Annotated in this window: 25 protein-coding genes; 5 read left to right on the top strand and 20 right to left on the bottom strand. The window is 63.1% G+C overall.

Going from position 1 to position 23,975, the window contains the following annotated elements:
* Window positions 1-4 precede the first annotated feature (4 nt).
* Both BH682_RS20150 and sigE read right to left on the bottom strand, forming a co-directional pair.
* Window positions 5-364 (bottom strand): hypothetical protein, encoded by a 360-nt coding sequence (locus BH682_RS20150; protein ID WP_003945180.1) that lies wholly within the window; start codon window positions 362-364, stop codon window positions 5-7.
* A 52-nt stretch (window positions 365-416) separates the two neighbouring features.
* On the bottom strand, window positions 417-1,013 hold the full coding sequence (gene sigE / locus BH682_RS20155; protein WP_029255812.1) for an RNA polymerase sigma factor SigE: 597 nt from the start codon (window positions 1,011-1,013) through the stop codon (window positions 417-419).
* A gap of 330 nt (window positions 1,014-1,343) precedes the next feature.
* Between sigE and BH682_RS20160 the strand changes: the two genes are divergently transcribed.
* Complete coding sequence (locus BH682_RS20160; protein ID WP_007736091.1) at window positions 1,344-1,979, top strand: O-methyltransferase; 636 nt, start codon at window positions 1,344-1,346, stop codon at window positions 1,977-1,979.
* On the opposite strand, the gene glgC is transcribed toward BH682_RS20160, so the two are convergent.
* A complete protein-coding gene (gene glgC / locus BH682_RS20165) occupies window positions 1,976-3,190 on the bottom strand; it encodes a glucose-1-phosphate adenylyltransferase (protein WP_003945185.1) in 1,215 nt (404 codons plus the stop codon). The genes BH682_RS20160 and glgC overlap by 4 nt on opposite strands.
* Window positions 3,191-3,322: 132 nt before the next feature.
* Between glgC and glgA the strand changes: the two genes are divergently transcribed.
* Complete coding sequence (glgA, locus tag BH682_RS20170) at window positions 3,323-4,495, top strand: glycogen synthase (RefSeq protein WP_075833891.1); 1,173 nt, start codon at window positions 3,323-3,325, stop codon at window positions 4,493-4,495.
* A 6-nt stretch (window positions 4,496-4,501) separates the two neighbouring features.
* On the opposite strand, the gene BH682_RS20175 is transcribed toward glgA, so the two are convergent.
* From BH682_RS20175 to dapE, 10 genes are all read right to left on the bottom strand, one after another.
* Window positions 4,502-5,341 carry a putative RNA methyltransferase gene (locus tag BH682_RS20175; RefSeq protein ID WP_075835395.1) on the bottom strand — a complete coding sequence of 280 codons (840 nt, stop codon included), beginning with the start codon at window positions 5,339-5,341 and terminating at the stop codon, window positions 4,502-4,504.
* A gap of 117 nt (window positions 5,342-5,458) precedes the next feature.
* Window positions 5,459-5,626, bottom strand: a complete 168-nt coding sequence (locus BH682_RS20180) for a DUF3117 domain-containing protein (RefSeq protein WP_003945169.1) — start codon at window positions 5,624-5,626, stop codon at window positions 5,459-5,461.
* Window positions 5,627-5,777: 151 nt separating this feature from the next.
* The gene (locus BH682_RS20185; RefSeq protein WP_075833893.1) at window positions 5,778-6,347 is read right to left on the bottom strand and encodes a DNA-3-methyladenine glycosylase I; all 570 of its coding nucleotides are present in this window, start codon (window positions 6,345-6,347) and stop codon (window positions 5,778-5,780) included.
* On the bottom strand, window positions 6,347-6,724 hold the full coding sequence (locus BH682_RS20190) for a DivIVA domain-containing protein (RefSeq protein WP_007736086.1): 378 nt from the start codon (window positions 6,722-6,724) through the stop codon (window positions 6,347-6,349). The genes BH682_RS20185 and BH682_RS20190 overlap by 1 nt, the downstream gene beginning before the upstream one ends.
* Window positions 6,725-6,756: 32 nt before the next feature.
* Window positions 6,757-7,698: a glucosyl-3-phosphoglycerate synthase gene (locus BH682_RS20195; protein ID WP_003945188.1), complete on the bottom strand. Its 942-nt coding sequence runs from the start codon at window positions 7,696-7,698 to the stop codon at window positions 6,757-6,759.
* Complete coding sequence (folP, locus tag BH682_RS20200) at window positions 7,695-8,594, bottom strand: dihydropteroate synthase (protein ID WP_050656816.1); 900 nt, start codon at window positions 8,592-8,594, stop codon at window positions 7,695-7,697. The genes BH682_RS20195 and folP overlap by 4 nt, the downstream gene beginning before the upstream one ends.
* A gap of 30 nt (window positions 8,595-8,624) precedes the next feature.
* Window positions 8,625-10,397 carry a long-chain-acyl-CoA synthetase gene (locus BH682_RS20205; protein ID WP_003945170.1) on the bottom strand — a complete coding sequence of 591 codons (1,773 nt, stop codon included), beginning with the start codon at window positions 10,395-10,397 and terminating at the stop codon, window positions 8,625-8,627.
* Between the two features lie 112 nt (window positions 10,398-10,509).
* Complete coding sequence (locus tag BH682_RS20210) at window positions 10,510-11,067, bottom strand: TIGR00730 family Rossman fold protein (RefSeq protein ID WP_042923356.1); 558 nt, start codon at window positions 11,065-11,067, stop codon at window positions 10,510-10,512.
* Window positions 11,061-11,864, bottom strand: coding sequence for a TIGR00730 family Rossman fold protein (locus tag BH682_RS20215; RefSeq protein ID WP_003945176.1), 804 nt, complete (start codon window positions 11,862-11,864; stop codon window positions 11,061-11,063). The genes BH682_RS20210 and BH682_RS20215 overlap by 7 nt, the downstream gene beginning before the upstream one ends.
* Window positions 11,865-11,880: 16 nt before the next feature.
* Window positions 11,881-12,951 (bottom strand): succinyl-diaminopimelate desuccinylase, encoded by a 1,071-nt coding sequence (gene dapE, locus BH682_RS20220; RefSeq protein WP_030536946.1) that lies wholly within the window; start codon window positions 12,949-12,951, stop codon window positions 11,881-11,883.
* Between the two features lie 49 nt (window positions 12,952-13,000).
* Here dapE and dapD point away from each other — a divergent pair, with 49 nt between their 5' ends.
* Together dapD and BH682_RS20230 are read left to right on the top strand one after the other, a co-directional pair.
* Window positions 13,001-13,954, top strand: coding sequence for a 2,3,4,5-tetrahydropyridine-2,6-dicarboxylate N-succinyltransferase (gene dapD / locus BH682_RS20225; RefSeq protein WP_019749368.1), 954 nt, complete (start codon window positions 13,001-13,003; stop codon window positions 13,952-13,954).
* Window positions 13,954-15,336, top strand: coding sequence for an amino acid permease (locus tag BH682_RS20230; protein WP_058228135.1), 1,383 nt, complete (start codon window positions 13,954-13,956; stop codon window positions 15,334-15,336). Before dapD ends, BH682_RS20230 begins: the two co-directional genes overlap by 1 nt.
* Window positions 15,337-15,345: 9 nt before the next feature.
* Here the strand turns inward: BH682_RS20230 and BH682_RS20235 are convergent, their stop codons facing one another.
* Both BH682_RS20235 and BH682_RS20240 read right to left on the bottom strand, forming a co-directional pair.
* Window positions 15,346-16,104, bottom strand: coding sequence for an ABC transporter permease (locus tag BH682_RS20235; protein ID WP_075833896.1), 759 nt, complete (start codon window positions 16,102-16,104; stop codon window positions 15,346-15,348).
* On the bottom strand, window positions 16,104-17,093 hold the full coding sequence (locus BH682_RS20240) for an ABC transporter ATP-binding protein (RefSeq protein ID WP_075833898.1): 990 nt from the start codon (window positions 17,091-17,093) through the stop codon (window positions 16,104-16,106). Before BH682_RS20240 ends, BH682_RS20235 begins: the two co-directional genes overlap by 1 nt.
* Window positions 17,094-17,304: 211 nt before the next feature.
* Here BH682_RS20240 and BH682_RS20245 point away from each other — a divergent pair, with 211 nt between their 5' ends.
* Window positions 17,305-18,525, top strand: a complete 1,221-nt coding sequence (locus BH682_RS20245) for an HNH endonuclease (RefSeq protein WP_007726246.1) — start codon at window positions 17,305-17,307, stop codon at window positions 18,523-18,525.
* Here the strand turns inward: BH682_RS20245 and BH682_RS20250 are convergent.
* From BH682_RS20250 to fdxA, 5 genes are all read right to left on the bottom strand, one after another.
* Window positions 18,522-20,123, bottom strand: a complete 1,602-nt coding sequence (locus BH682_RS20250; RefSeq protein WP_075833900.1) for a substrate-binding and VWA domain-containing protein — start codon at window positions 20,121-20,123, stop codon at window positions 18,522-18,524. The genes BH682_RS20245 and BH682_RS20250 overlap by 4 nt on opposite strands.
* A gap of 213 nt (window positions 20,124-20,336) precedes the next feature.
* Window positions 20,337-21,749, bottom strand: coding sequence for an acyl-CoA synthetase (locus BH682_RS20255; protein WP_075833902.1), 1,413 nt, complete (start codon window positions 21,747-21,749; stop codon window positions 20,337-20,339).
* Between the two features lie 12 nt (window positions 21,750-21,761).
* Window positions 21,762-22,442: a rhomboid family intramembrane serine protease gene (locus BH682_RS20260; protein WP_075833904.1), complete on the bottom strand. Its 681-nt coding sequence runs from the start codon at window positions 22,440-22,442 to the stop codon at window positions 21,762-21,764.
* A gap of 64 nt (window positions 22,443-22,506) precedes the next feature.
* A complete protein-coding gene (dapC, locus tag BH682_RS20265; protein ID WP_039972669.1) occupies window positions 22,507-23,610 on the bottom strand; it encodes a succinyldiaminopimelate transaminase in 1,104 nt (367 codons plus the stop codon).
* Window positions 23,611-23,615: 5 nt separating this feature from the next.
* A complete protein-coding gene (fdxA, locus tag BH682_RS20270) occupies window positions 23,616-23,939 on the bottom strand; it encodes a ferredoxin (RefSeq protein WP_003945248.1) in 324 nt (107 codons plus the stop codon).
* Window positions 23,940-23,975 lie beyond the last annotated feature (36 nt).

The raw sequence follows: 23,975 nt of genomic DNA on the forward strand, positions 1-23,975 counted from the left end.
GGCGTCATTTGCGCCAGCGACGGGACAACCTCTTGCTGATGGTGGAGAAGCCGGCGGGTTGATTACCGACGGAACTGTCGGCGTTTTCCGAATTCGGCCCGGTAGTCGGACTGTTGCACGAAGGAATCTGGCTGAGAAGTCCCACCAGGGACAACGGCATCGTCATCTCGCCGCTTCGACGCAGCGCACCACGTGCCTGCTGCTGAGCATCGACGGCCGCAGCGCACTCGGCACAGATCGAGATGTGATGCGAGGCCCGCAAGTAGGCCTGCATTCGGAGTTCTCCGTCGACGTAGGCAGCGATTGCCTCGCTGGCCAGATGTTCGGTCGAACCGAACTGGCGATGTGCCCGCGCCTCCGTCATTCGTCCCTCCAGGTGATTGACCACGTCCCGCTCTGTAGCTCGAACCCGACCGTCAGAAACCGACGAGTTCGGATTCGGCTGCGCGCTGCGCTGCCAGATGATCACGAATCGCCTGTCGCCCACGATGGATACGGCTACGAACCGTTCCGAGCTTCACTCCCAGTGTGGCACCGATTTCCTCGTACGACAGACCTTCGATGTCACAGAGCACGACAGCGGCACGAAATTCAGGTGCGAGCGAGTCCAGTGCGGCTTGCAGACCTGCGTCGAGGCGCGCGTCGTGGTAGATCTGCTCGGGGTCGGGACCGGGCGAGGGAACGCGGTCGTAGTCCTCGGGCAGCGCTTCCATACGGATGCGATTGCGTCGGCGAACCATGTCGAGGAACAGGTTTGTGGTGATGCGGTGCAACCAGCCCTCGAAAGTTCCGGGCTGATAATCGGAGAGCGAGCGGAACACCCGGATGAAGGTGTCCTGCGTCAAGTCCTCGGCATCCTGGGCATCGCCTGACAACCGGTAGGCCAGGCGGTACACCCGGTCACCGTGCTGACGCACGAGTTCGTCCCAAGACGGCATGGAGGACTTCTCACCAGTTGCATCGAACACAGCAGTGCCGATCAATTCGGAATCCACAGCCGATTCCGTCGTCAAAACTTCCGACTCTCGAGGGCGAGGCTCGTCGTTGACCTGGTAAATAAGTTGATCCTCCTGCTCGGGATCGCGTAGTTCGATCACCGCGTTGTCCGAATCACGTGATGCGCGATATTCGGGAGAACCAGCCGATGCTGTGATTTGTTCCCGATCACCGAGCTGCGAAAGATCAACTTGGTAGAAATCGATACCGCCGTGCGATCTTCGATCCGGCGATGTATACACCTTTTCTCATCGCGGTGTGCACGCCATATGAGGAGCCTGAGGGATTCCTGAGAATCCTGGTGACTGCGCGCCTTGCAGCGACAATCCGAACCGCCCGATAACCTCATGAGCGTGACCCACGCCGAACAGATACTCCGCCACGTCGAGGACGTAGTTTCCGAGGACGAGATTTTGACCGCGGCGCGAGATCGAGCGCTGGATCTCGGAGCCCATCCGGTGACGCCCGCCGTCGGTGCGACGCTCGCGATGTTCGCGAGGATGCTCGACGCGAAGACGGCCGTCGAGGTGGGTACCGGAGCCGGCGTGAGCAGCCTGTGGCTTCTGCACGGAATGCGCGACGACGGCGTCCTGACCACGATCGACAGTGAACCCGAACACCAGCGGGCCGCCAAGCTGACCTTCCGCGAAAGCGGAATCGCTCCGGCACGCACTCGCCTGATCAACGGACGGGCTCTCGACGTGCTTCCCCGGCTCGCCGACGGCGGCTACGACCTGGTATTCGTCGACTGCGCCGCGATCGACCACCCGCACTACGTCCGCGAAGGTGTCCGCCTGCTGCGCTCCGGCGGTGTCATCGTTCTGCACAACGCCCTGGCCGACGGCCGCGTTGCCGACAGCTCCGCACGCGACGCGACAACGGTTGCGGTCCGAGAAGCGGCAAAGGCCGTGACCGAGGACGAGCGACTCATTCGAGTCCTCCTCCCCCTCGGTGACGGCCTCCTCTGCGCGAGCAAGCTCTAGATCCAGACGCCCTTACCGATGGCGACGACGCCACCCTGACTGACGGCAAATCGTTCGCGGTCACGTTCGAGATCGACGCCGATGATTTCGCCGTCACCGACGACGACGTTCTTGTCGAGGATCGCTCGCCGTACGACGGCACCCTTGCCGATGCGCACACCCGGCATCAGCACGCTGCCCTCGACGGTCGCACCGTCCTCGATCATCACGTTGGAACTGAGTACCGAATTGCGCACGGTCGCCGCGGACAGGATCGACCCAGCACCGACCACCGATTCCTGCGCGAGTCCGCCCTTCACGAACTTTGCGGGCGCGAGATTCTCGGTGGCGCCGCGGATGGGCCAGCGACGGTTGTAGAGATTGAAGATCGGGTGCACCGACACCAGGTCCATGTGAGCGTCGTAGAAGGCGTCGAGGGTACCGACGTCACGCCAGTAGCCGCGGTCTCGATCAGTGGCACCGGGAACGACGTTGTCCTTGAAGTCGTAGACCGACGCCTCACCCGCGGCGACCAAGGCGGGAATGATGTCGCCGCCCATGTCGTGATCGGAATCGGAATTCTCTGAATCAGCGCGGATGGCGTCCACGAGTACCTTGGTGGTGAACACATAGTTACCCATGGACGCGAACGTCGAATTGGGGTCGTCCGGTGTCCCGGGAGGATGGGCGGGCTTTTCCAGGAACTGGGTGATGCGTCCGGACTCGTCACTGTCGATGCAGCCGAAAGCAAAAGCCTCACTTCGCGGTACACGAATACCCGCGACCGTCACGCCTGCCCCGGATTCGATGTGGTGCTGAACCATCTGTTCCGGATCCATCCGGTACACGTGGTCGGCACCGAAAACCACGATGTACTCGGGGTCCTCGTCGTAAACGAGATTGAGCGACTGCAGGATTGCGTCGGCACTGCCGGTGTACCAGCGCGGCCCGAGCCGCTGCTGGGCCGGGACCGGGGTGATGTACTCACCCGCGAACCCGGACAATCGCCACGTCTGCGAAATGTGGCGGTCGAGTGAATGTGACTTGTATTGCGTCAACACACAAATACGCAGATATCCCGCGTTGACAAGGTTGCTCAACACGAAGTCGATAAGTCGATATGCACCTCCGAAGGGCACTGCGGGCTTCGCTCTGTCCGCGGTCAGCGGATACAAGCGTTTGCCCTCGCCCCCGGCGAGCACGATTCCAAGCACATGCGGCTGGCTTCTCACACCGCTAACCTATCCGCACTGGTGAACTCCCGCTAGCGAAGCAGTCCGAGAGGTCCGATCGTGTCCCCCTCCGAACGGTCGAGGATAACGTGATCGGTAGCCGGATCGACCACGGGCGGTTAGGTTTAGCGCGTGCGAGTCGCGATGATGACCAAGGAATACCCGCCGGAGATCTACGGCGGCGCAGGAGTACACGTAACCGAGCTCGTCGCTCAGATGAAACGGCTGTGCGAGGTCGACGTGCACTGCATGGGCGCCCCGCGCGAAGGCGTGATCGTCCACTCTCCCGACCCCGCTCTCGCCGGATCCAACCCGGCCCTGACGACGCTCTCCACCGAACTGCGCATGGCGGACGCCGCGGCCGGTGTCGACATCGTCCACTCCCACACCTGGTACACCGGACTGGCCGGGCATCTCGCGTCGGCTCTCTACGACGTGCCGCACATCCTCACCGCGCACTCACTCGAGCCCAGACGCCCGTGGAAGGCCGAACAGCTAGGCGGCGGCTATCGGATCTCGTCGTGGTCCGAACGCAACGCCGTCGAGCACGCAGACGCGATCATCGCCGTCAGTTCCGGTATGCGACTCGACGTCCTCGACGCGTACCCCGCTGTCGATCCGAGTCGCGTTCACGTAGTCCGCAACGGAATCGACACCGAGGTATGGCATCCCGGGGGATCTGCGCCGGGAGCACAGTCCGCACTCGCGTCGATCGGCGTCGACCCGGCAAAACCCATCGTGGCCTTTGTCGGACGCATCACGAGGCAGAAGGGCGTCGGGCACCTCGTCGCGGCAGCCCACCACTTCGACCCGGAGATTCAGCTCGTGCTGTGCGCCGGCGCTCCCGATACGCCGGAGATCGCCGCCGAGACGGAGAAGGCGGTGGCCGAACTCGCCCGGCACCGGGGCAATATCTACTGGGTGCGCGAGATGCTCCCGACCGAGCAGATCAGGGAAATACTTTCGGCAGCAACGGTATTCGTCTGCCCTTCGGTGTACGAACCCCTCGGGATCGTCAATCTCGAAGCCATGGCGTGTGAGACCGCCGTGGTCGCTTCCGACGTCGGCGGCATCCCCGAGGTGGTCGCCGACGGCGTCACCGGTCGACTCGTGCACTACAACGCCTACGAGCCGAACGCGTTCGAGGAATCGCTCGCGGCCACCGTCAATGCCGTTGTCGCCGACCGAGAAGGCGCCGACGCGATGGGTCGTGCGGGCAGGATCCGTGCGATCGACGAGTTCTCCTGGGCCGAAATCGCCAAGCAGACGCTCGAGGTCTACGCGGACGCCGTCACGAGACGCTGATCCGCGTCAGATCTTGCGATAGGTCGAGACCGTCGCCGACGCGGTGACGGTACTCGGCTGTGGCAGCTTCTCCACGGCGGCAGCCAGATCGGCGGGCGTCAGGTGTCTCGCCGACGGTCCCATCCCCACCAAGTCGAGGACGTCCTGGTGTGAGAGTGACATCGTGAACTCGACCTCGTCGCTACTCACACGCTCGAAGTATCCGGCCATCGACGATTCGAGACGTTCCACTTTGCGGTCGTCGACCCGGACCATCGCGAGAATGTCGATCAGCTCGCGCAGATGCCTGTCGGTGGGCGTCAGGACCACCAGAGCGCCGTCTTCGGCGAGAACTCGATGGGACTGCGGACCGTTACGAGGAGCGAACACACAGAGCACATGAGAGAGCGCTCCGCCGCGAATGGGCAGTGGTTGCCAGACGTCTGCGACGATCGAACCGATTCTTTCGTGGACCTTCGCGGCACGCCGGGCCGCGAACTTGGACACGTCCAAGGCTATCGCCCGAGAATCAGGCAGCGAATCCACGACGTGTGCGAGGTATTGTCCTGTGCCTGCGCCGATTTCGACGATCCGCGCGGGATCCGACCTCGCCGTCGTCGCGCAGGCCCGGGTGACGGCATCCATCAGCGGGCCGAAGTGGCCGGCGCCGAGCAATCGTGCACGCGCGGCAATCATCTCGGCACTGTCGCCGGTGAACTTCGTGGCACCGCCACTGATCAGGCTCACGTAACCCTGGCGAGCGATATCGAATCGATGTCCGCGGTCGCACTCGGCGGCGCCGTCCACCAATTCCAGATCAGCAGCACACTGCGGGCAGGACAGAAGATCGATCACGGCGGCAAGCATTGATCCGTCCTTTCGGCTACCGGCGGTGCGCACACACTTCAGGCCCCGTACCGAAACGGATACGGAGCCTGCGTGCAATCACGTGCTGTTGTTCGTACTGCTACAACCTGGACCCGACTAGCTGGTGACGTTCGTGAGTTCCACACCGAGCGCTGCAGCTTCATCCGGGGTCAGCTCGACGACGAGGCGTCCGCCACCCTCGAGTGGAACCCGCATGACGATTCCTCGTCCCTCTTTGGTTGCTTCGAGGGGACCGTCCCCGGTCCGGGGCTTCATGGCCGCCATCCTCTGCTCCCTCCAGATCTGCGCTGCATTGCTCTGCGCCTCGACTAACGGTGCGCCCCGCCAACAATCAGCGAGGCTCGTACCCTCCATTGTTCCCTATGGATGCGGGAACCGGGAATCTGAGTCACATTTAGGGGTGTTCAGTCGTCCGTCACACCTGCGCCGGAACCCAGCAATCAGCCACGTGATCATCGACCATTCCGGTGGCCTGCATGAGCGCATAAGCCGTGGTAGGACCCACAAACTTGAACCCGCGCCGCTTGAGTTCCTTAGCCATGGCAGTCGACTCGGGAGTGACCGCGGGAACCTCTGCAATTGATGTCAGTCTTCTGGTGCGTCGAGGCGGCGAGAACGACCAGAGTAACGAATCGAGGTCCAGATCGGGCGAATTCACGAGCACTTGGGCGTTGGAAATCGTCGCCTCGATCTTCGCGCGATTGCGGACGATCGCGGCATCGGAGAGCAATCTCTCGACATCCGCAACTCCGTACGCTGCGACCTTGTCCGGATCGAACCCGTCGAAGGCTTCGCGGAACGCCTCGCGTTTGCGCAGAATCGTGATCCACGAAAGTCCCGATTGGAATGCTTCGAGGGCGAGTCGTTCGAACAGTTCGTCGCGCCCGTGCAGCGGACGCCCCCACTCCTCGTCGTGATAGTCGCGGTAGAGCGTGTCGCCGGGCGTCTCGACCACCCAGCCGCACCGAACGAGTCCGTCGGCCATCAGCCCTGGGAATCCTTCGATTCGGATACGGTCTCAGGCTCCTCCTGCGATGCTTCGGCCTTGTCCGGAGCATCCGCTTTCACCAGGACCTCAGACCGCTCGTCACGGCCCAGTTGTGCACGCAGAGAATCGATTTCCAACCCGAGGCGATGCAGGGCCCAATCCACTTCACTCGCCTTGTAGCCACGCAGCACCTGCTGAAAACGCAGCGCGTCGACATCCGCCCCGGTGACGTCCTCTGCCGGGAGTACGGTCGCCGTCGTGCCAGGAGGCAGCGGCGGCAGCTCTTCCGAGCGCCCGAACACAGCGCTGGCGGCGAGGAAGATCATCGCGCCGACCAGAGCCATGACAATCAGGTACAGGAGGATCGTCATCATGGACCGATACTCCCATACCCGAGTGTGAGCGGTCAGACCCCCGCGGTGCGCACTATCGAATTCATCGGGGGTCGATCGAGTAGCGAAACCTCGGTGGTCTCGGGCACGAAAGAATCGCCGTCGACCAGGAATTGGGTCAACCCGGCACCCGAATCCTCGATCCCGCACCGCCTGAGCATCGTTCCGATGATCTGCCGGCTCATCACGCCGAGGTCGGCGAGCGGCCGGTTGCGATGCTTGCGCACGCCGAGATTGACCTGACCGATCGCCGCCAGCCCCAACGTGTCGTACGTGTCGAGCAGCAAACCGATCTCGACGCCGTAGCCGGGCGCGAACGGGACAGCGGACAGCAGCTCACGGGTGCCCGCGTATTCACCGCCAAGCGGTTGCAGTACCGACGTGAGTTCCGGCCGCAGCGCGGCCAACATGGGCCGCGCAACCAATTCCGTGACTCGCCCGCCGCCGTTGGCATCCTCCGTGCCGCTCACGCGCAGCGGACGGCGGTAGTAGCCCTTCACCAGATGGATGCCGTCAACCGTGAGCAGTGGCCCCAGCAGTTTGGGCACGAACGCCGGATCGGGATTGATGAGATCGGAGTCGACGAATGCGATCAGATCACCGGTCGTTGCGGCGACCGAACGCCAGAGCACCTCACCTTTGCCCGCAGTCGGCGGGATGGACGGGACCGCGCTCTCACGACTGATCACCGTTGCTCCAGCAGCGCGAGCACGCTCGGCGGTTCTGTCGGTCGAACCGGAATCGAGAACGATCAACTCGTCGACCAGGCCACCGAGCAACGGATGAATGGTGTCGACCACCGCGGCAACGGTGTCCTCTTCGTTGAGTGCGGGCAACACCACCGAGACGGTTCGGCCACCCTTCGCCCGTTCGAGCTCGGCGACCGTCCAACTCGGATGGTCCCAACTGTTGGCGTCTGCCCATACGCGGGTCGGGCCCGCACCGGTGATGCTCATGCCAGACCTCGAACCGTACGTACCGGGGCACGGCGTCCCTGGATCGCGGCCACCATGTCGACGACTCGACGGGTGGACGCCACCTCGTGAACACGGAACACCCGGGCGCCGCCCGCCGCGGCCATTGCTGTCGCTGCCAATGTTCCCTCCAACCTCTCGGAAAGCTCCACACCAAGAGTCTCCCCGATGAAGTCCTTATTACTCAGCGCCATCAGCACTGGCCACCCGGTGTTTACAAGAACGTCCACTTTCCGCAACAACTCGAGCCCGTGAAAGGTGTTCTTACCGAAATCGTGGGTGGGATCGATCAGGATCGCGTCACGCGGAACCCCGAGTGCCAGGGCGCGCTCTGCCGCCGACACGACCTCGGTGACCACATCTGCGACGACGTCGTCGTAGCGGACACGATGCGGGCGGGTGCGCGGAACCGCGCCACCCGTGTGCGAGCAGACGATCCCGGCACCAGTCTCGGCAGCAACCAGGACGAGGTCGGGATCCGCACCCGCCCACGTGTCGTTGATCAGGTCGGCGCCTTCGACGCGTGCCAACCGCGCGACGCCGCTCCGCCAGGTGTCGACGCTGATGATCAGCTCGGGGTACTTGGCTCTGATCGCGGCGACGAACGGAACGACTCGCCTGACCTCTTCGTCGGCGTCGACGAGGTCACCGGGCCCAGCTTTCACTCCCCCGATGTCCACCAGATCGGCGCCCTCGTCGACGGCCCTGTCGACGGCAGCCATCGCTGCCGAATCCGAGAACGTCGCGCCTTGGTCGTAGAAGGAATCGGGAGTGCGGTTGACGATGGCCATCACCAGTGCACGGTCGACCGCGACCGGACGCCCACACAGGGTGGGCGCCGGACCTGGCTGCGCGGTAGAACCGGGGAGTGAAGACATGCCACTCATACTGGCATGACGGAACTCGGTCTAGCCCTTGGGTACCGAGCCCGCCGCGACCTTTCCGACGTATTCGTCGTACGAGTCCACGTAACCACCCTCGCGGCCTTCGAGAACGTGCAGAGTGTCGGCGCCGACGTCGTAACCCTCGTTGCGCAATTCCACCTTGCGCGACTTGAAAGTGCTGGTGTGTTCGAGTGAGTCGACGATGCGGATGAACAGCGGGACCGCGTAGTTGGGGAGCTTGCCGTAGAGGTGTGCCGCGACTTCACTTCCCTCCAAGCTTTGACCGTCCCGCAGCTTGACTGCCGCCATGCCCGCGCGACCGTCGGTGCCCGGAATCTCGACGCCGTAGACAACTGCTTCCTCGACGGCCGGGTGCGAACTCAGCGCGCCCTCGACCTCCGTGGTGGCGACGTTCTCTCCCTTCCAACGGAAGGTGTCGCCGAGACGGTCGACGAAGGCGACGTGGCCCCATCCCTGCTTGCGCACCAGGTCTCCGGTGTCGAACCAGGTGTCGTCGTCCTTGAATCCGCCGCGTACCAGTTTGCTGTTGCTCGCCGCTTCGTCGGTGTAACCGTCGAAAGGCGCCCGGTCGGTGACCTTCGACAGCAGGAGTCCGACCTGACCCGTGGAAACCTTGCGGAGTCGACCGTCGGCTCCACGCAACGCTTTTCCGGTGTCCTCGTCGAACTCCACGACGGCGTGCGGCAACGGGCAGATGCCGGCCGTCTTGTCGACGTTGAGTGCGTTGACGAACGCAATGTTGCATTCGCTCGCACCGTAGAACTCGGCGACGCGGGGTATGCCGAACCGCTGGGTGAATTCGGCCCAGATCTCAGGGCGCAGACCGTTACCCACCATCAGCCGAACAGCATTGTCGCTGTCGGTCGGCTTGACCGGCTGGTTGAGCAGATAGCGGCACAGTTCGCCGATGTAGGTGAACGCGGTCGCCTTGTTCAGTGCGATGTCGTCCCAGAACCGCGAGGCCGAGAACTGACGTCCGATCGCGATTGTCGCACCGGACGCGAGCACCGAGGACAGCGAGACCGTCAACGCGTTGTTGTGGTAGAGCGGCAGGCAGCAGTACAGGGTGTCCGAGCCGCGCAAGCGCACGCCCATCAACCCGAGGCCCGACATCGACTTCAGCCAACGGAAGTGAGTCATCAAGCTGGCCTTGGGCATTCCGGTGGTGCCCGAGGTGAAGATGTAGAACGCCTTCTCCTTTGCCAGCACCTCGGCGGTGACCGCGGGGTTGGACGGATCAGCTGTCTTCGCCAGATCCGCGAGTTCGCTGACGAGAAGTTGGTTCGGTCCGCTAAATCCGGCGGGCAACGATTCGAGGGCTTCTTCGCACTCGTCGGCGACCACCAGGACCCGCGCGTCGAGGAGCGTAAGGCTGTGTGCCAGAACGTCGTCGCGCTGGTTGTAGTTCAGCATGCCCGCTGCCGCGCCGAGTTTTACCGCGGCCAAGGCGATCAGCAGCGCTTCGGGAGTGTTCTTTGCCAGCACTCCGACGACGTCTCCGCGGTCGACTCCTCGACCACGGAGAACGTCCGCGTAGCGGTTCACCAGTTCGTTGGCTTCCGCGTAACTGGTCGCGTGGCCCTCGAACCGGATGAACGGGCGCGACGGGTGCGCGTGCGCGGCCTTCTGGAAGATCAACCCGATCGATTCCTTGGCCGAAGGCTTACGGGTGAGCCCGGCGGCCCCCCGCGCCAGGATCGGCACCTCGGTGATCATCGACGGCAGTTTTGCCGCCAGATCGAGCAGGCCGACGGTCGAACGGGCTTCCGAACTCATGGCTCCCCTAACACGTATCCGGCGCCCATTCGGCCGCCCAGTCTGCGGCCACCTTACTGCACGGTAATAAAGCCCGCCATGCCCCAGGTCAGGGTTTCACGCACGCGTCTGATCAGGATTTGACGCACGCGTCGAGCGCGGCCTCGACGTCCGTCCTCACCAGCAGAGTGTCCAGCGCCTGACGCCCGACGAAGCCGGTCCCGTCGAGCTTGTTCAACCACTCGAGCAGGCCGGTGAAGTGGCCGACGGGATCGAGCATCACGACAGGTTTCTCGTGCATTCCCAGGTAGCCGGCTGTCCACGTCTCGAACAACTCTTCCAGCGTCCCGATTCCGCCGGGCAGCGTGATGAACGCGTCGGCGTGGTCTTCCATCAGCTTCTTGCGTTCGCGCATGGTGTCCGTGACGATCAGTTCGTCGGCGTCGACGTCGGCAACTTCCTTGTGCACCAAGGCTTTCGGGATGACGCCGACGGTCCAGGCACCCGCCGCGCGAGCGGACTCGGCGACAGCGCCCATCATCGACACGTTGCCACCGCCCGAGACCAACTGCCATCCGCGTCGACCGATCGCGGTTCCCACTTCTGACGCCAATGCCAGGAACGATTCGTCCACCGGACCCGACGCGCAGTAGACGCAGATCGAGTACTTCTTGTCGGAATCGGTCACCATTCTTCTTCTTTCCCCAGATCTGCGGCCTCGTCGACGCCCTTGTCGGCGTTGAGGACGATTCGTACTGCTTCTTCCACACTGTCGGTGACGTGCAGCAGATTCACGTCACCTTCGGAAATCTTGCCGTCCCGCTCGAGGGTGCCGCGAATCCAGTCGACGAGTCCGGACCAGTACTCGGTACCGAACAGGACGATCGGGAAGCGCGTGACCTTGTGGGTCTGGACCAGGGTGAGTGCCTCGAACAGCTCGTCGAGTGTTCCGAAGCCGCCGGGCAGGCAGATGAATGCCTGGGAGTACTTCACGAACATCGTCTTGCGTGCGAAGAAGTACCGGAAGTTGATTCCGAGATCCACCCACTCGTTGAGTCCCTGCTCGAACGGCAACTCGATGCCGAGGCCGATCGAGTACCCGCCGGCCTCGCTGCAACCGCGGTTGGCAGCTTCCATCACTCCTGGCCCACCACCGGTGATGACGGCGTACCCGGCCTCGGCCAACGCCGTTCCCAGCTCGCGCCCGGATTGGTACTCGGGATGATCGACCGTGGTGCGGGCCGAACCGAACACCGTCACCGCACGCGGGACCTCGGCGAGTGCGCCGAAACCTTCGATGAATTCGCTCTGGATACGCAGCACACGCCACGGATCGGTGTGTACCCAATCCGTGGGTCCGCGCTTGTCGAGCAAGCGCTGATCCGTCGTGGTCTTCTCGTCCTTGCGCTTGCGTCGAAGCTGAACCGGCCCGCGGTGCTTGATCGACGAGCTCTGCTTCTTCGAAGCCGAATTCTTCTCTGGTGCCATGCGGCAAGGCTAACGGTCAGGCCGACAGATACTTCCTCAGCACGGCCGCGACGTCGGTGATCTGCTGCACCGGAACGTGCTCGTCGCGCTTGTGCGCGAGGTTCGGATCACCCGGTCCGTAGTTCACGGCAGGAATGCCGAGCGCCGAGAACCTGGACACGTCGGTCCACCCGTACTTCGCACGGAACTGACCACCGGCCGCCTCGATCAGGGCGGCAGCGGACGGGTTCGCCAAGCCGGGCAGCGCGCCGGGCGAGGAGTCGGTGACCTCGAATCCGAGGCCCAGACCGTCGAACACTTCGCGCACGTGCGCCTCGGCTTGTACCTCGCTGCGATCGGGCGCGAATCGGAAATTGACGTCCATCTCGGCTTCGTCCGGGACGACGTTTCCGGCGACGCCACCGGAGATCCGCACCGCCGACAAGCCCTCGCGGTAGCCGCAACCGTCGATGTCGACCGAGCGCGGCTGGTAACTCGACAACCGCTCCAACGCTCCGCCGAACTTGTGAATGGCATTGTCCCCCAGCCAGGACCTGGCCGAATGGGCGCGAGTTCCCGAAGCCGTCAACCGCACCCGCATCGTGCCCTGACACCCGGCCTCGATGAAACCGGCCGTCGGCTCACCGAGAATTGCGACGTCCGCCGCGAGCCATTGCGGGATCTCGCGTTCGATCCGTCCCAGGCCGTTGTACGTTGCGGCGATCTCTTCGCAGTCGTAGAAGACGAGGGTCAGATCGTGGGCCAGGTTCTCGATGGTGGCCGCAAGGTGTAGGAAGACCGCGTCGCCCGACTTCATGTCCACGGTCCCGCAGCCGTGCAGGATGTCGCCGTCACGCCGCGAAGGAACGTTGTCCGCGATCGGCACCGTATCCAGATGTCCGGCGAGCATGACCCGACTGGGCAAACCACGCGACGTACGCGCCAACACGGCATTGCCGTTGCGGATGATCTCGAAGCCCGAAGTCTGCTCACGCAGCGCATCCTCGACAGCCTGCGCAATGACGGATTCGTCGTGCGAGACGCTGGGGATGTCGACCAGGGCGGCCGTCAAGTCGATGGGGTCCGAAGCAAGATCGAGGATGCTCACACGCACCAGCCTAGGCCGGTGCACCCACCACCCAGTAATCTCTAGTCCCGTGAGCGCACAGGGAGCAACAGCAGTAGGTATCGCCAACGTGACCGCGGACGGAACCGTCCTCGACACCTGGTTCCCGGCACCGGAGCTGGGAACATTCGACAAGACCGGTACCGAGAACGTCGAGGGAACAGATATTCCTTCCGATCTTGCACTGCTGGCAGGCACTGATGACGCTCGCGAGGTATCGCAGGTCGTCGTGCGCACCACCATCGCCGATCTCTCCAAGGCGCCGGTCGACGCACATGACGTCTACCTGCGCCTCCATCTCCTCTCGCACCGTCTAGTCGCACCCCACGGTGTCAACCTCGACGGCCAGTTCGGCCTGCTCAGCAACGTCGTGTGGACCAACTTCGGCCCGTGCGCCGTCGAAGGTTTCGAGCAGGTTCGCTCGCGTCTGCGCATCCGCGGCGTCGTGACCGTGTTCAGCGTCGACAAGTTCCCCCGCATGGTCGACTACGTCGTGCCGTCCGGAGTTCGCATCGGTGACGCGGACCGTGTCCGACTCGGTGCACACCTCGCCAGCGGAACGACCGTCATGCACGAGGGCTTCGTCAACTTCAACGCCGGCACCCTCGGCAACTCGATGGTCGAAGGTCGCATCTCGGCGGGCGTCGTCGTCGACGACGGATCCGACGTGGGCGGCGGCGCCTCGATCATGGGCACCCTCTCCGGTGGAGGCAAGGAAACGATCTCCCTCGGCAAGCGCTGCCTCCTCGGTGCAAACGCCGGCCTCGGCATTTCGCTCGGCGACGACTGCGTCCTCGAAGCGGGCCTCTACGTCACCGCCGGCACCAAGGTCACCGGCCCGGACGGAACCGTCGTCAAGGCCAAGGAACTGAGCGGCAAGTCGAACCTTCTCTTCCGTCGTAACTCGGTCTCGGGTGCCGTCGAGGTCGTGCCGTGGAAGGGCACCGGCGTCGAACTGAACGCTGCTTTGCACGCCAACGACTGATGAGTAGCACCGACGTCTCCGACGGAACAACCACTGCTCTCGGCCACGGTCTCAAGGTCCGCCATCTGACGATGATGGGCTTGGGCTCGGCCATCGGCGCCGGCCTGTTCCTCGGAACCGGCGTCGGTATCGCCAAGGCCGGGCCGGCCGTCCTGATCTCCTACATCCTTGCGGGCGCCGTCGTGGTGTTCGTGATGCGCATGCTCGGCGAGATGGGCGCCGCGATCCCGGCCAGCGGTTCCTTCTCTCACTACGCGCGCCTGGGGATCGGCGAGTGGGCCGGCTTCGTGATGGGCTGGCTCTACTGGTTCATGCTGATCATGGTGCTGGGCGCCGAGATCACCGGGGCTTCGGCGATCGTGAACGACTGGGTGCCGTCGATCCCGCAATGGGTTGTCGCCCTGGTCTTCGTGGTGTTCTTCGCCGTGGTGAACCTGGCCAAGGTCAGCAACTTCGGCGAGTTCGAGTTCTGGTTCGCCGCAATCAAAGTCACCGTCATCATCGCCTTCCTCGTCATCGGCGTCCTGCTGGTGTTCGGCATCCTCCCCGATACCGATCCGGTCGGTACGAGCAATCTGTTCGGGCAGGGCGGCTTCATGCCCAATGGATTGTCCGGCATAGCCGCAGGACTTCTCGTCGTGGCATTCGCCTTCGGTGGGATCGAGATCGTCACCATCGCCGCAGCCGAATCCGAGAATCCGGAACGCTCCATCGCCGTCGCTGTCCGGAGCGTCGTGTGGCGCATCAGCGTCTTCTACATCGGCGCCATCTCGATCATGGTTCTGGTGCTGCCCTGGAACGACCCCGAACTCGAGAGCGGCCCGTTTGTGGCCGTCCTGAACAAGGCGAACATTCCAGGCGTTGCCGGGTTCATGGAACTCGTCGTAGTGGTGGCGTTGCTTTCCGCCTTCAACGCCAACATCTACGGCACCTCTCGCATGGCGTTCTCACTTTCGCGCCGCGGCGACGGACCCGCCTTCATGGCGAAACTATCGAGCACCGGAGTTCCGACCAATGCCGTTCTGCTGTCGGTGTTCTTCGGCTTCGTCAGCGTCCTGCTCAACTGGCTGCTCCCCGACGACCTGCTCGGCATCCTGCTCAACGCAGTCGGCGCTGCGCTGCTGGTCATCTGGATCTTCATCGTCGTCTCGCATCTGCGACTGCGAAAACAACTCGAAGCGTCGGGCAAGCTGACGGTTCGGATGTGGCTGTTCCCGTATCTGAGCTACGCGACACTCGCGATGCTCGGTGTGTTCGTCGTCCTCATGCTCTTCGACGCCGATGCCCGAGCACAGTTGATCTCGACCACCGTGTTGTTCCTCGTGATCGCGGCATTGGGTTTCCTGAACGCCCGTTGGCGTAAGCAGAATCAGCCCGTCTGATCCGTGTGCCTATGCATCCCGCCTGTTCACGACGACGATGCTGAGACCGAATACGACGAGTACGAAGAGGGCGAAGTAGATCAGGCTGCCCCAGGGTCCCCAGTGGAAATCGACGACACCGCTGGAACCGAGAAAGTTGTTGGCGTTCATGAACGGCAGGAACGGCATGATCTTCTCGCCGATACTTCCGAACAGGTTGAAAAGATTCTCGATCAGCAAGGGCCACAACAGCAATAATGCGATCGCACCTGCAGACTGCCGGAGCAACGCGCCGACTCCGACTGCTAGAACTACGCAGAAGAACGCGTAGATCGGTGTTCCGTAGACGACCCGCCAGTTCTCGTCGCCGGACAGAGTCAAGAATCTTCCGGCGTCACCTGCCGTGGCCTTCGTGAGGGCGAAGGCGCCGAACGACAACACGAGAGTCAGCACCGCTCCGAACCCACCGATGAGGCCCGCTTTGGCGATGAGCACCGAGGCGCGGTTCGGAACTGCCTGGAATGTGGTTCGGATTGTCCCGAAACGATATTCGCTGGTGATCGCGAGGGCCGCCATGATCATCAGAACCAACACACCGAAGCCGGTCACTCCACTGAGTGCCCCCGACACTGTCGGCATCATTGCACCGTTGGGGTTGCTGAGCGACGACTTGGCGCTCAGTCCGAAAACGGTAGCGAGTCCCAACCCGAGCACGATGATGATGATCGTGCACCACAGCGGCGACTTGGTCGTGGTGATCTTGATACGTTCAGCACTGAGAACAGCCATTACAGTGCACCTCCCATAGCCTGCTGCGTGTTTGCCTGCTGTGTATTTGCGTGGTGTGCACCGACACCCGGATCGATACCGGATGCGTGGTACTGGACATCGTCCCCGGTCAACTTCATGAACGCATCCTCGAGCGACCCCTGCTGAGAAGCCAACTCGTACAACACGATTCCCTGCGAACCAGCTAAACCACCGATCACATCGGTGGTCGAATCCACGACCACCAATGCCGGGGCAACGCCGGAACCGTCTTCACGCACCGTCAGCCCCTGCGAGAGCAACACACTGCGCAACGCATCGAGCTGTGGGCTGCGCACGCGCACCGTCGACTCCGACGAACGATCCACGAACTCCGCGACCGTCGAATCCGAAATCAACCGACCCCGACCGATCACCACCAACTGCTCCGCCGTGAGCGCCATCTCCGACAGAAGGTGACTCGACACCAACACCGTGCGGCCCTCGGCCGCCAACCGCTGCATGAACTTACGAATCCAGACGATGCCCTCCGGATCGAGACCGTTGACCGGCTCGTCGAACAACAACACCTTCGGATCCCCCAACAACGCACCCGCCAACCCCAGACGCTGCGACATACCCAACGAGAACCCGCCGGCCTTCTTACCCGCCACCTCGGACAACCCGACCAACCCGAGCACCTCGTCCACGCGGGACTTCGGGATCCCGTTCGAAGCAGCCATCCACTGCAGATGCGCCCGCGCACTGCGATTGGGGTGCACCCACTTCGCATCCAACAACGCGCCCACCGTCCGCAACGGCGTCTTGAGCTCCCGATACGGCTTGCCCTCGATCAACGCCACACCCGACGTCGGCTGATCCAAACCCAGGATCATCCGCATCGTCGTCGACTTACCAGCACCGTTCGGGCCCAGAAAGCCCGTCACGATGCCCGGCTTGACCGTGAACGACAAATCGTCCACCGCTTTCGTCGGTCCGTAAACCTTGGTCAATCCCCTCAGCTCGATCATGAGGACCAGTCAACCATGAAAACCGAACTGTCGGAACTTTCAGACGCCAACGGAGAAAGGCGTTGCGTCCGTTCGCTGTCGAGGCTAGTGTCGAATGTATGTTCGACACTACCGGGGGGTAAAAGTGACGACGCAAGTATCTGAACAGGCCATATCCAAACAGGCGATATCCGAAGAGACCATCGGACAATTCCGAGCATCACTCGTCAGCATGGATCGATCCATCGACAACGCAGCACGCGTGGATCTTCTGCGCGCTTTGGAAGAGTTGAAGGCCAGTTGCGCTGGTGCCCAGGCATTGCTGGCTGCCGATCTCGACGCGTTCACCCGCAACGACCGCGGCGAACGGGGAGTGCCGCGCGCATACCAAGGCCGTGGAATCAACGCGCAGATTGCCCTCGCACGGCGAGAGTCGGCTTGGTTCGGAACTCAGCATCTGAACCTGGCCCGCGCACTGAACGACGAGATGCCTCACACACTTCGACTACTCGTCGACGGCTCCATCAGTGAGCATCAAGCGACGATCCTCATGCGCGAGACTTCATGTCTCACCGCCCAGGATCGCGCTACATTGGATCGCGAGTTCTGCTGCGACGCTGCAATCTTGGACGGATGCGGCAACCACCAACTGACACAAAGAATCCGCGCACGCACTGCCGAAATAGACTCCGATAGTATTGCCAGACGAGCACGCAAAGCCGTGGGAGACAGACGAGTGACGTCACGGCCTGCGCCCGACACGATGTGCTGGCTCAATGTGTTTCTTCCCGTGGCCGAAGGTATCGCCGTGCACGCCACGCTCAGGCGCGACGCAGATTCCGTACTTGCCGGCGGGGACAAGCGCACCCGAGCGCAAATCATGGCTGATCTCCTGGTCGAGCGAGTTACCGGAATCGGCCGCGCCACACCGACACCCGTCACCGTGAATCTGGTTGTCTCCGACCAGTCATTGTTGGGCGAAAATTCCGACCCGGCGTACGTCCACGGGTACGGACCTGTACCAGCCGCTATTGCACGCGAATGGATCACCAAGGCCAGCGAAGACTCCGAAACGGTGGCAACGCTCCGAAAGCTCTACGCACGCCCCGATACGGGCGCACTGACCGCAATGGAATCCACGGCGAGAACCTTCCCGAAGGGGTTGGCGCGATTGATCGAACTCCGTGATCGAAGCTGCCGTACTCCGTGGTGCGACGCGCCGGTTCGCCACCGCGACCACATTCGCGATCACTCGAGGGGTGGCCTCACCAGCGCAGCCAACGGTGCCGGGTTGTGTGCGGCATGCAATTACGCGAAACAGGGCTCGGACTGGACTGCCGAACCTGTACCAGGTAACCGGCACACCTTCACCACGACGACACCTACCGGGCACCGGTATTCGTCTGAGGCTCCGCCACTTCCGGCACCCTGGACCAGTCCGGATGCGGCCTAAGTTCCTCGGTGAGCCAATGCGTTCACGAACACCTCGGAAATCTCCGAGGGGTCACGAGCGATGTACGTCGAACCGCCCGTCACGCGGGAGATATCGGCGAGCGCCGCCGCATCTGCGTCATCGGTGATGCCGATGGTGACGATGATGACCGGACGCGCCGGATCCTGCTCGCGTGCAAGAACATCGAGCAACTGTTCACGGCTGATGCTGTCAGGATCTTCGTTTGCGCCGTCGGTCAAGATGATGACGCTGTTGACTGCTCGCGGATCGTACGATTCCTGAACCTTACGGAATGCGGCCAGCGTCGTGTCGTACAAACCTGTGGCGCCACGTTTGAGTTCGGTGAGTCGGTTCGCCTGATCTGCCATCAACTTTCGTTGAGTCACACCGTCGACGATCGTGTCGTAGCGCCTGATCGGCACCAATTCCTGGAAGTCCTGGGTTCCGTTCATACCTTGGGAAAACGCCCAGAGACCGGCAGCGACGCTGTCTGGGAAGACCTGATTGCCGGCCAGAGCAGCAGCAGTGGTCAACTGCATGCGCGTCTTGCCGCCTGCCGCCGGGTAGTCCATCGACGCAGACACGTCGATCGCAACGAGTGTCCGGATCGGCTTGGCCATCAGAGCCCAAGCGCCCAGCGTTTGATCGGCCACCGACTGTTCGGACACGGTCAGTGCCGTGACGTCACCGACTCCACCTTCGACGGCTCCACCGCCGGAAGTACGGAACCCGCTGCGCGTCAGCACTTCCTGAGCAGATTCACTGTGCAACAGCTCGGCGATGGCGTCACTCTTCTTGGCTGCGGCGTAGTGCCGGTCCGGTGCCGAAGCACTGACCACCAGGGGGTAATCCATGATCATGGTTCCCGTCGCCGGTACTGTCGCGGAAATCTTCGACTCAGCCTTCGTGAACTCGACGACCTGTTGCTCGGTCGAAACACCGACCTTCCCGGAGCTGACCAATTCGGTGAGCATCTTCTGTCCCACCGGCTGCTCTTCGGTACGAACACTCTCCGCTTGCGCATGGGGTACGAGTGCCGCTCGAACGGATTCGGAGGTAGCCCCGGTCTCCGCGAGAGCTCCGAGAATGGGCGCCGACGCAACCCCTGTGAACAACGGATTGCCCAACGCCAGATCGGGAACCTGTAGCGCCGCGAGCCAACTGGCAAACTGTTCGCCACCGCCGGAGGCGAGAACGACAGGCGAGGTGGCGATCGAACCGCCGGCAGCAGCGACCGGCCCTTTGGCCGTCAATGCAGCTTTGCCGACCCACGCTGTCGAATCCGGTATCCACATGTCCGGCGCGTCCACGCCCTTACCCAGGGTTCCCGCAACGTCCCCGGGCAGCGCAGAGGTGACCGTGATCCGCGAACAGCCTGTCTGCTCCGGCGACGATTCTGCGAGGATCTCCGTGACTGCCGGCGCGATCGCAGGATCCGCTGCCAGCGAGTACTCGTCGACGCTCTCGCAGGAATCGGACTGTGTTGCCTTGAAGACCACCACCCCGGTGGCGACTACCGCGACGGTAACCAACCCACCCACTGCGTAGAACCCGATCGACCGCCCGCTGTCAGGACTCGAATGCCGTCCGCCCGCCATGAAATCTGCCCTTCCGAGGCCACTCGCACTCAGGCATACCGACGGTATGCGCGCGACTGGAACTGTCCCTACCGGGCGGTAGTGTAGCCAAGAACACAGAAATTCCAACTAGCGCTGAATCGTCGGAGAACGGGCGAGCCCACATTCCGGGACAGGCCGGCCGAACTCACGAACCTTCAAGCGTCACAGCGACTTTTCAGCAAATCGCCCCGCCTAGAGCAGCTCACGCTTCTGAACCTTGCCCATCGCGTTACGTGGCAGAGTCTCGGCAAAGCGAACCTCACGGGGACGCTTGTGCGCCGACAACTCCGCCCCGACCAACTCGACCAATTCGGCTTCGGTGACCTCGGGACTCCCGGGCTTACGGACTACGACGGCGATGATCCGCTGCCCCAGATCGGCGTCGGGGACACCGATCACCGCAACTTCGGACACCGAAGGGTGCCCGAGGATGGCGGTCTCGATCTCGCCGGCGCCGACTCTGAATCCACCGGATTTGATCAAGTCGATGGATTCGCGGCCGACGATTCGGTGGAACCCACCCTCGTCGATGACGGCGACGTCACCGGTCTTGAAGTAGCCGTCCTCCGTCCAGGACTCGGCGGTTGCGTCCGGACGGTTCAAGTAGCCGTCGAAAAGCATCGGCCCACGCACCTGTAGGCCGCCGATACTCTCGCCGTCGTGCGGCACATCGTTGCCCTTCTCGTCACGAAGACGAGTCTCGACTCCGCGCAGCGGCACGCCGACCCACCCTGGGCGTCGCTCGCCGTCGAAACGTGTGCTCAAAGTCAGCATCGTCTCACTCATGCCGTAACGCTCGATGGGCGTCAAGCCTGTTCGGTCCCGTAGCTTTTCGAAGACAGGCACAGGAAGCGGCGCACTACCGGAAACCAGAAGTCGGGCACCGGACAACGCGCGGGCAGCTTCTTCGTCTTCGGCGATACGCGACCAGACGGTGGGGACACCGAAGTAGAGGGAGCCTTTCGCCCGGGCGTAATTTTCCGGCGTCGGCTTGACGGTGTGGATCACCCGGCTGCCGATCCGGAGGGGGCCGAGGATTCCGAGGATCAGTCCGTGCACGTGGAAGAGCGGAAGCCCGTGCACGAGCGTGTCTCGCCACGTCCAGTCCCAGGCCTCGGCGAGCGCGTCGATCCCGGCTGCGATGGCCGAGCGACTGAGCAGAACGCCCTTCGGTGGGCCAGTGGTTCCGGACGTGTACAGGACGAATGCTGTGGACTGCGGTGCCGGTTCGGGATAGCTGTGCCACGAGCGAGCGTGCAACCGGACGGGAACTACCGGCAGAGTGTCGCAGTGGTCGTCCGTTTCACCGAGCCACGCCTGAGCACCCGAGTCACGCAGAATGTGCTCCCGCTCAGCCTTCCCCGAGTCCGGCGGGACCGGCACAACGGTGACACCGGCAATCAATGCCCCGACGACGGCGAGGATCGTTTTTGCTGTGGGAGTTGCCAATACGGCAACCCGATCGGCCTGCGCCACTCGCTCCGCGACCGAGGTCGCGGCACCAAGAATGGCACTCCGCGAGAGAACCGTGTCACCGATCGTCACGGCGTCGTCGAGGTCGTCACCGCGGGCAACAGCAAGGGGGTTCAAGGATCTCAGCAGCACCACGACAGCATCTCACAGCGCGGATGGTCGCAAACTTTCTCCTGCCCGACGCGCGTCCATCGAGTGCGGAGGGAACAGCGTCACCAGCGCAGCCCCCAGGAGCGCCCCGGAAAGCACCGCGAATCCGTGTGCGTCGTCGACCGTCACCAATCTTGCGCCGCCGACGACAATCACGACCGTCAGAACAATCTCAGGCATTCGCGGGCGCACCAGAACACCGATCCCCGCGGCCGCCGCTGCCAGAGCAAGCGTGGCACCGGAGTTGCCTGCGCCGGTCGACGGGAAGACTGCGGTGGTGAGCAAACCGAACAACAGTTGACCGAGCAGGAAGAGAGCCCAGCCACGTGCGGCGCCCCAGAGCCGAAACGCAAGCGGTGCAATCACGGCCAGCGTCGCGAGATTGGTGACAGTTCCTGCGGCCGCTCCGTCCTGAACGAGCACGGAGGTCAGAATGCGCCACCATTGCCCGTCACGAATCAACGCGGGATCACGACGAAACATCTCGAGCAGTCCCGGCATCGCCGCCTGCAAGATGGAAGGCACTGCAACCATCAGCCAGAGTAAAGCCGCCGAGAGTGGGAATTCTCCGAAAACTCGACGACTTTTCAACCACACGAGCATCAGTGCAACCGAGGCAGCAACGACAGCAAAAATCAGTACCGCGTCCAAGCCGCCGGTCCCTGAGGTGGTCACAGCGCGACCTTACATCGGACCGATACCGACATCAGGGAACCTGACACCTGGGAAAGCACACGATTCAGGCGGAGAGGCGCTTTGCTGCCGCGGCGATTCGTTCGTCTGTTGCAGTGAGCGCGATCCGCACGTGCTTGCTCCCGCTCGGTCCGTAGAACTCACCGGGGGCAACGAGGATCCCACGATCGGCGAACCAACTGACCGTCGCTCGACATTCCTCGCCGCGCGTCGCCCAGAGGTACAGACCTGCCTCGGAATTGTCGACGGTGAATCCGGCGCCTCGAACAGCTTCGATCAACACACTACGACGCTCGCGGTACCGCTCGCGCTGGATGTTCTCGTGTTGGTCGTCGCCCAAGGCTGCGGTCATCGCCGCCTGGATCGGTAGCGGCAGGATCATGCCCGCATGCTTGCGCACCTCGAGCAGTTCCGACACGAGAGCCGGATCACCGGTGACGAACCCGGCGCGATAGCTCGCGAGATTGGACGTCTTCGAAAGTGAGTGGACCGCAAGCAAACCGGTCAGATCACCGTCGTTGACACGAGGATCGAGAATGGAGAGCGCATCGGCTTCCCACGTCAATCCGAGGTAGCACTCGTCGGAGACGACGATGGCGCCGCGCTCGCGCGCCCAGGCCACGACCTTCTGCAAGTGCTCGAGGCCGAGCACCTTGCCGGTGGGATTCGAGGGCGAGTTCACGAAGATCATCGCCGCCGACTCGGGACCGAGCTTGTTCAAGCCGTCGGCGCGCAGGACACGAGCACCTGCCAGTTTCGCTGCGACCTCGTACGTCGGGTACGCCAACTCCGGAATGACCACCAGATCGCCGGCTCCGAGACCGAGCAATTTCGGCAGCCACGCGATCATTTCCTTGGTACCGATGGCCGGCAGCACCGCTGCCGGATCGACGTCGGGAATGTTGTAGCGGCGATCCAGTGACTCCGCCACGGCCTCGCGAAGCGCGAGCGTGCCATGAGTCGTCGGGTATCCGGGCACCTCGGCAACAGAGGCCAGAGCCTCCTGAATCACCGGGTCCACCGGATCCACCGGCGTCCCCACGGACAGGTTCACGATGCCGTCGGGATGAGAGTGCGCCTTCGCCGTGACATCGGCGAGCGAATCCCACGGAAAATCAGGAAGCCCAGCGGCCACCGGAGTACGAGACAAGATCTCTATTCCTCACCCATGGGAGGCAGCGCCTTGATGAACGGCGTGTCGTAGTCGACCTTGCCGAGCTTGGCCGCTCCACCCGGCGAGCCGAGATCGTCGAAAAAATCGACGTTGGTGCTGATGTACGCGTTCCACTGGTCCGGGACGTCGTCTTCGTAGAAGATGGCTTCGACGGGACAGACAGGCTCACACGCGCCGCAGTCGACACACTCGTCGGGGTGGATGTAAAGCATGCGTCCACCCTCGTAGATGCAGTCGACAGGGCATTCTTCGATGCACGCCTTGTCCATCACATCTACACACGGTTCAGCAATCGTGTAGGTCACTGCCGATCTCCCTGCCTTCCTGTCGTGCATCGCCGC

The sequence above is a fragment of the Rhodococcus sp. YL-1 genome (assembly GCF_001942025.1).
Taxonomy (GTDB): domain Bacteria; phylum Actinomycetota; class Actinomycetes; order Mycobacteriales; family Mycobacteriaceae; genus Rhodococcus_F; species Rhodococcus_F qingshengii.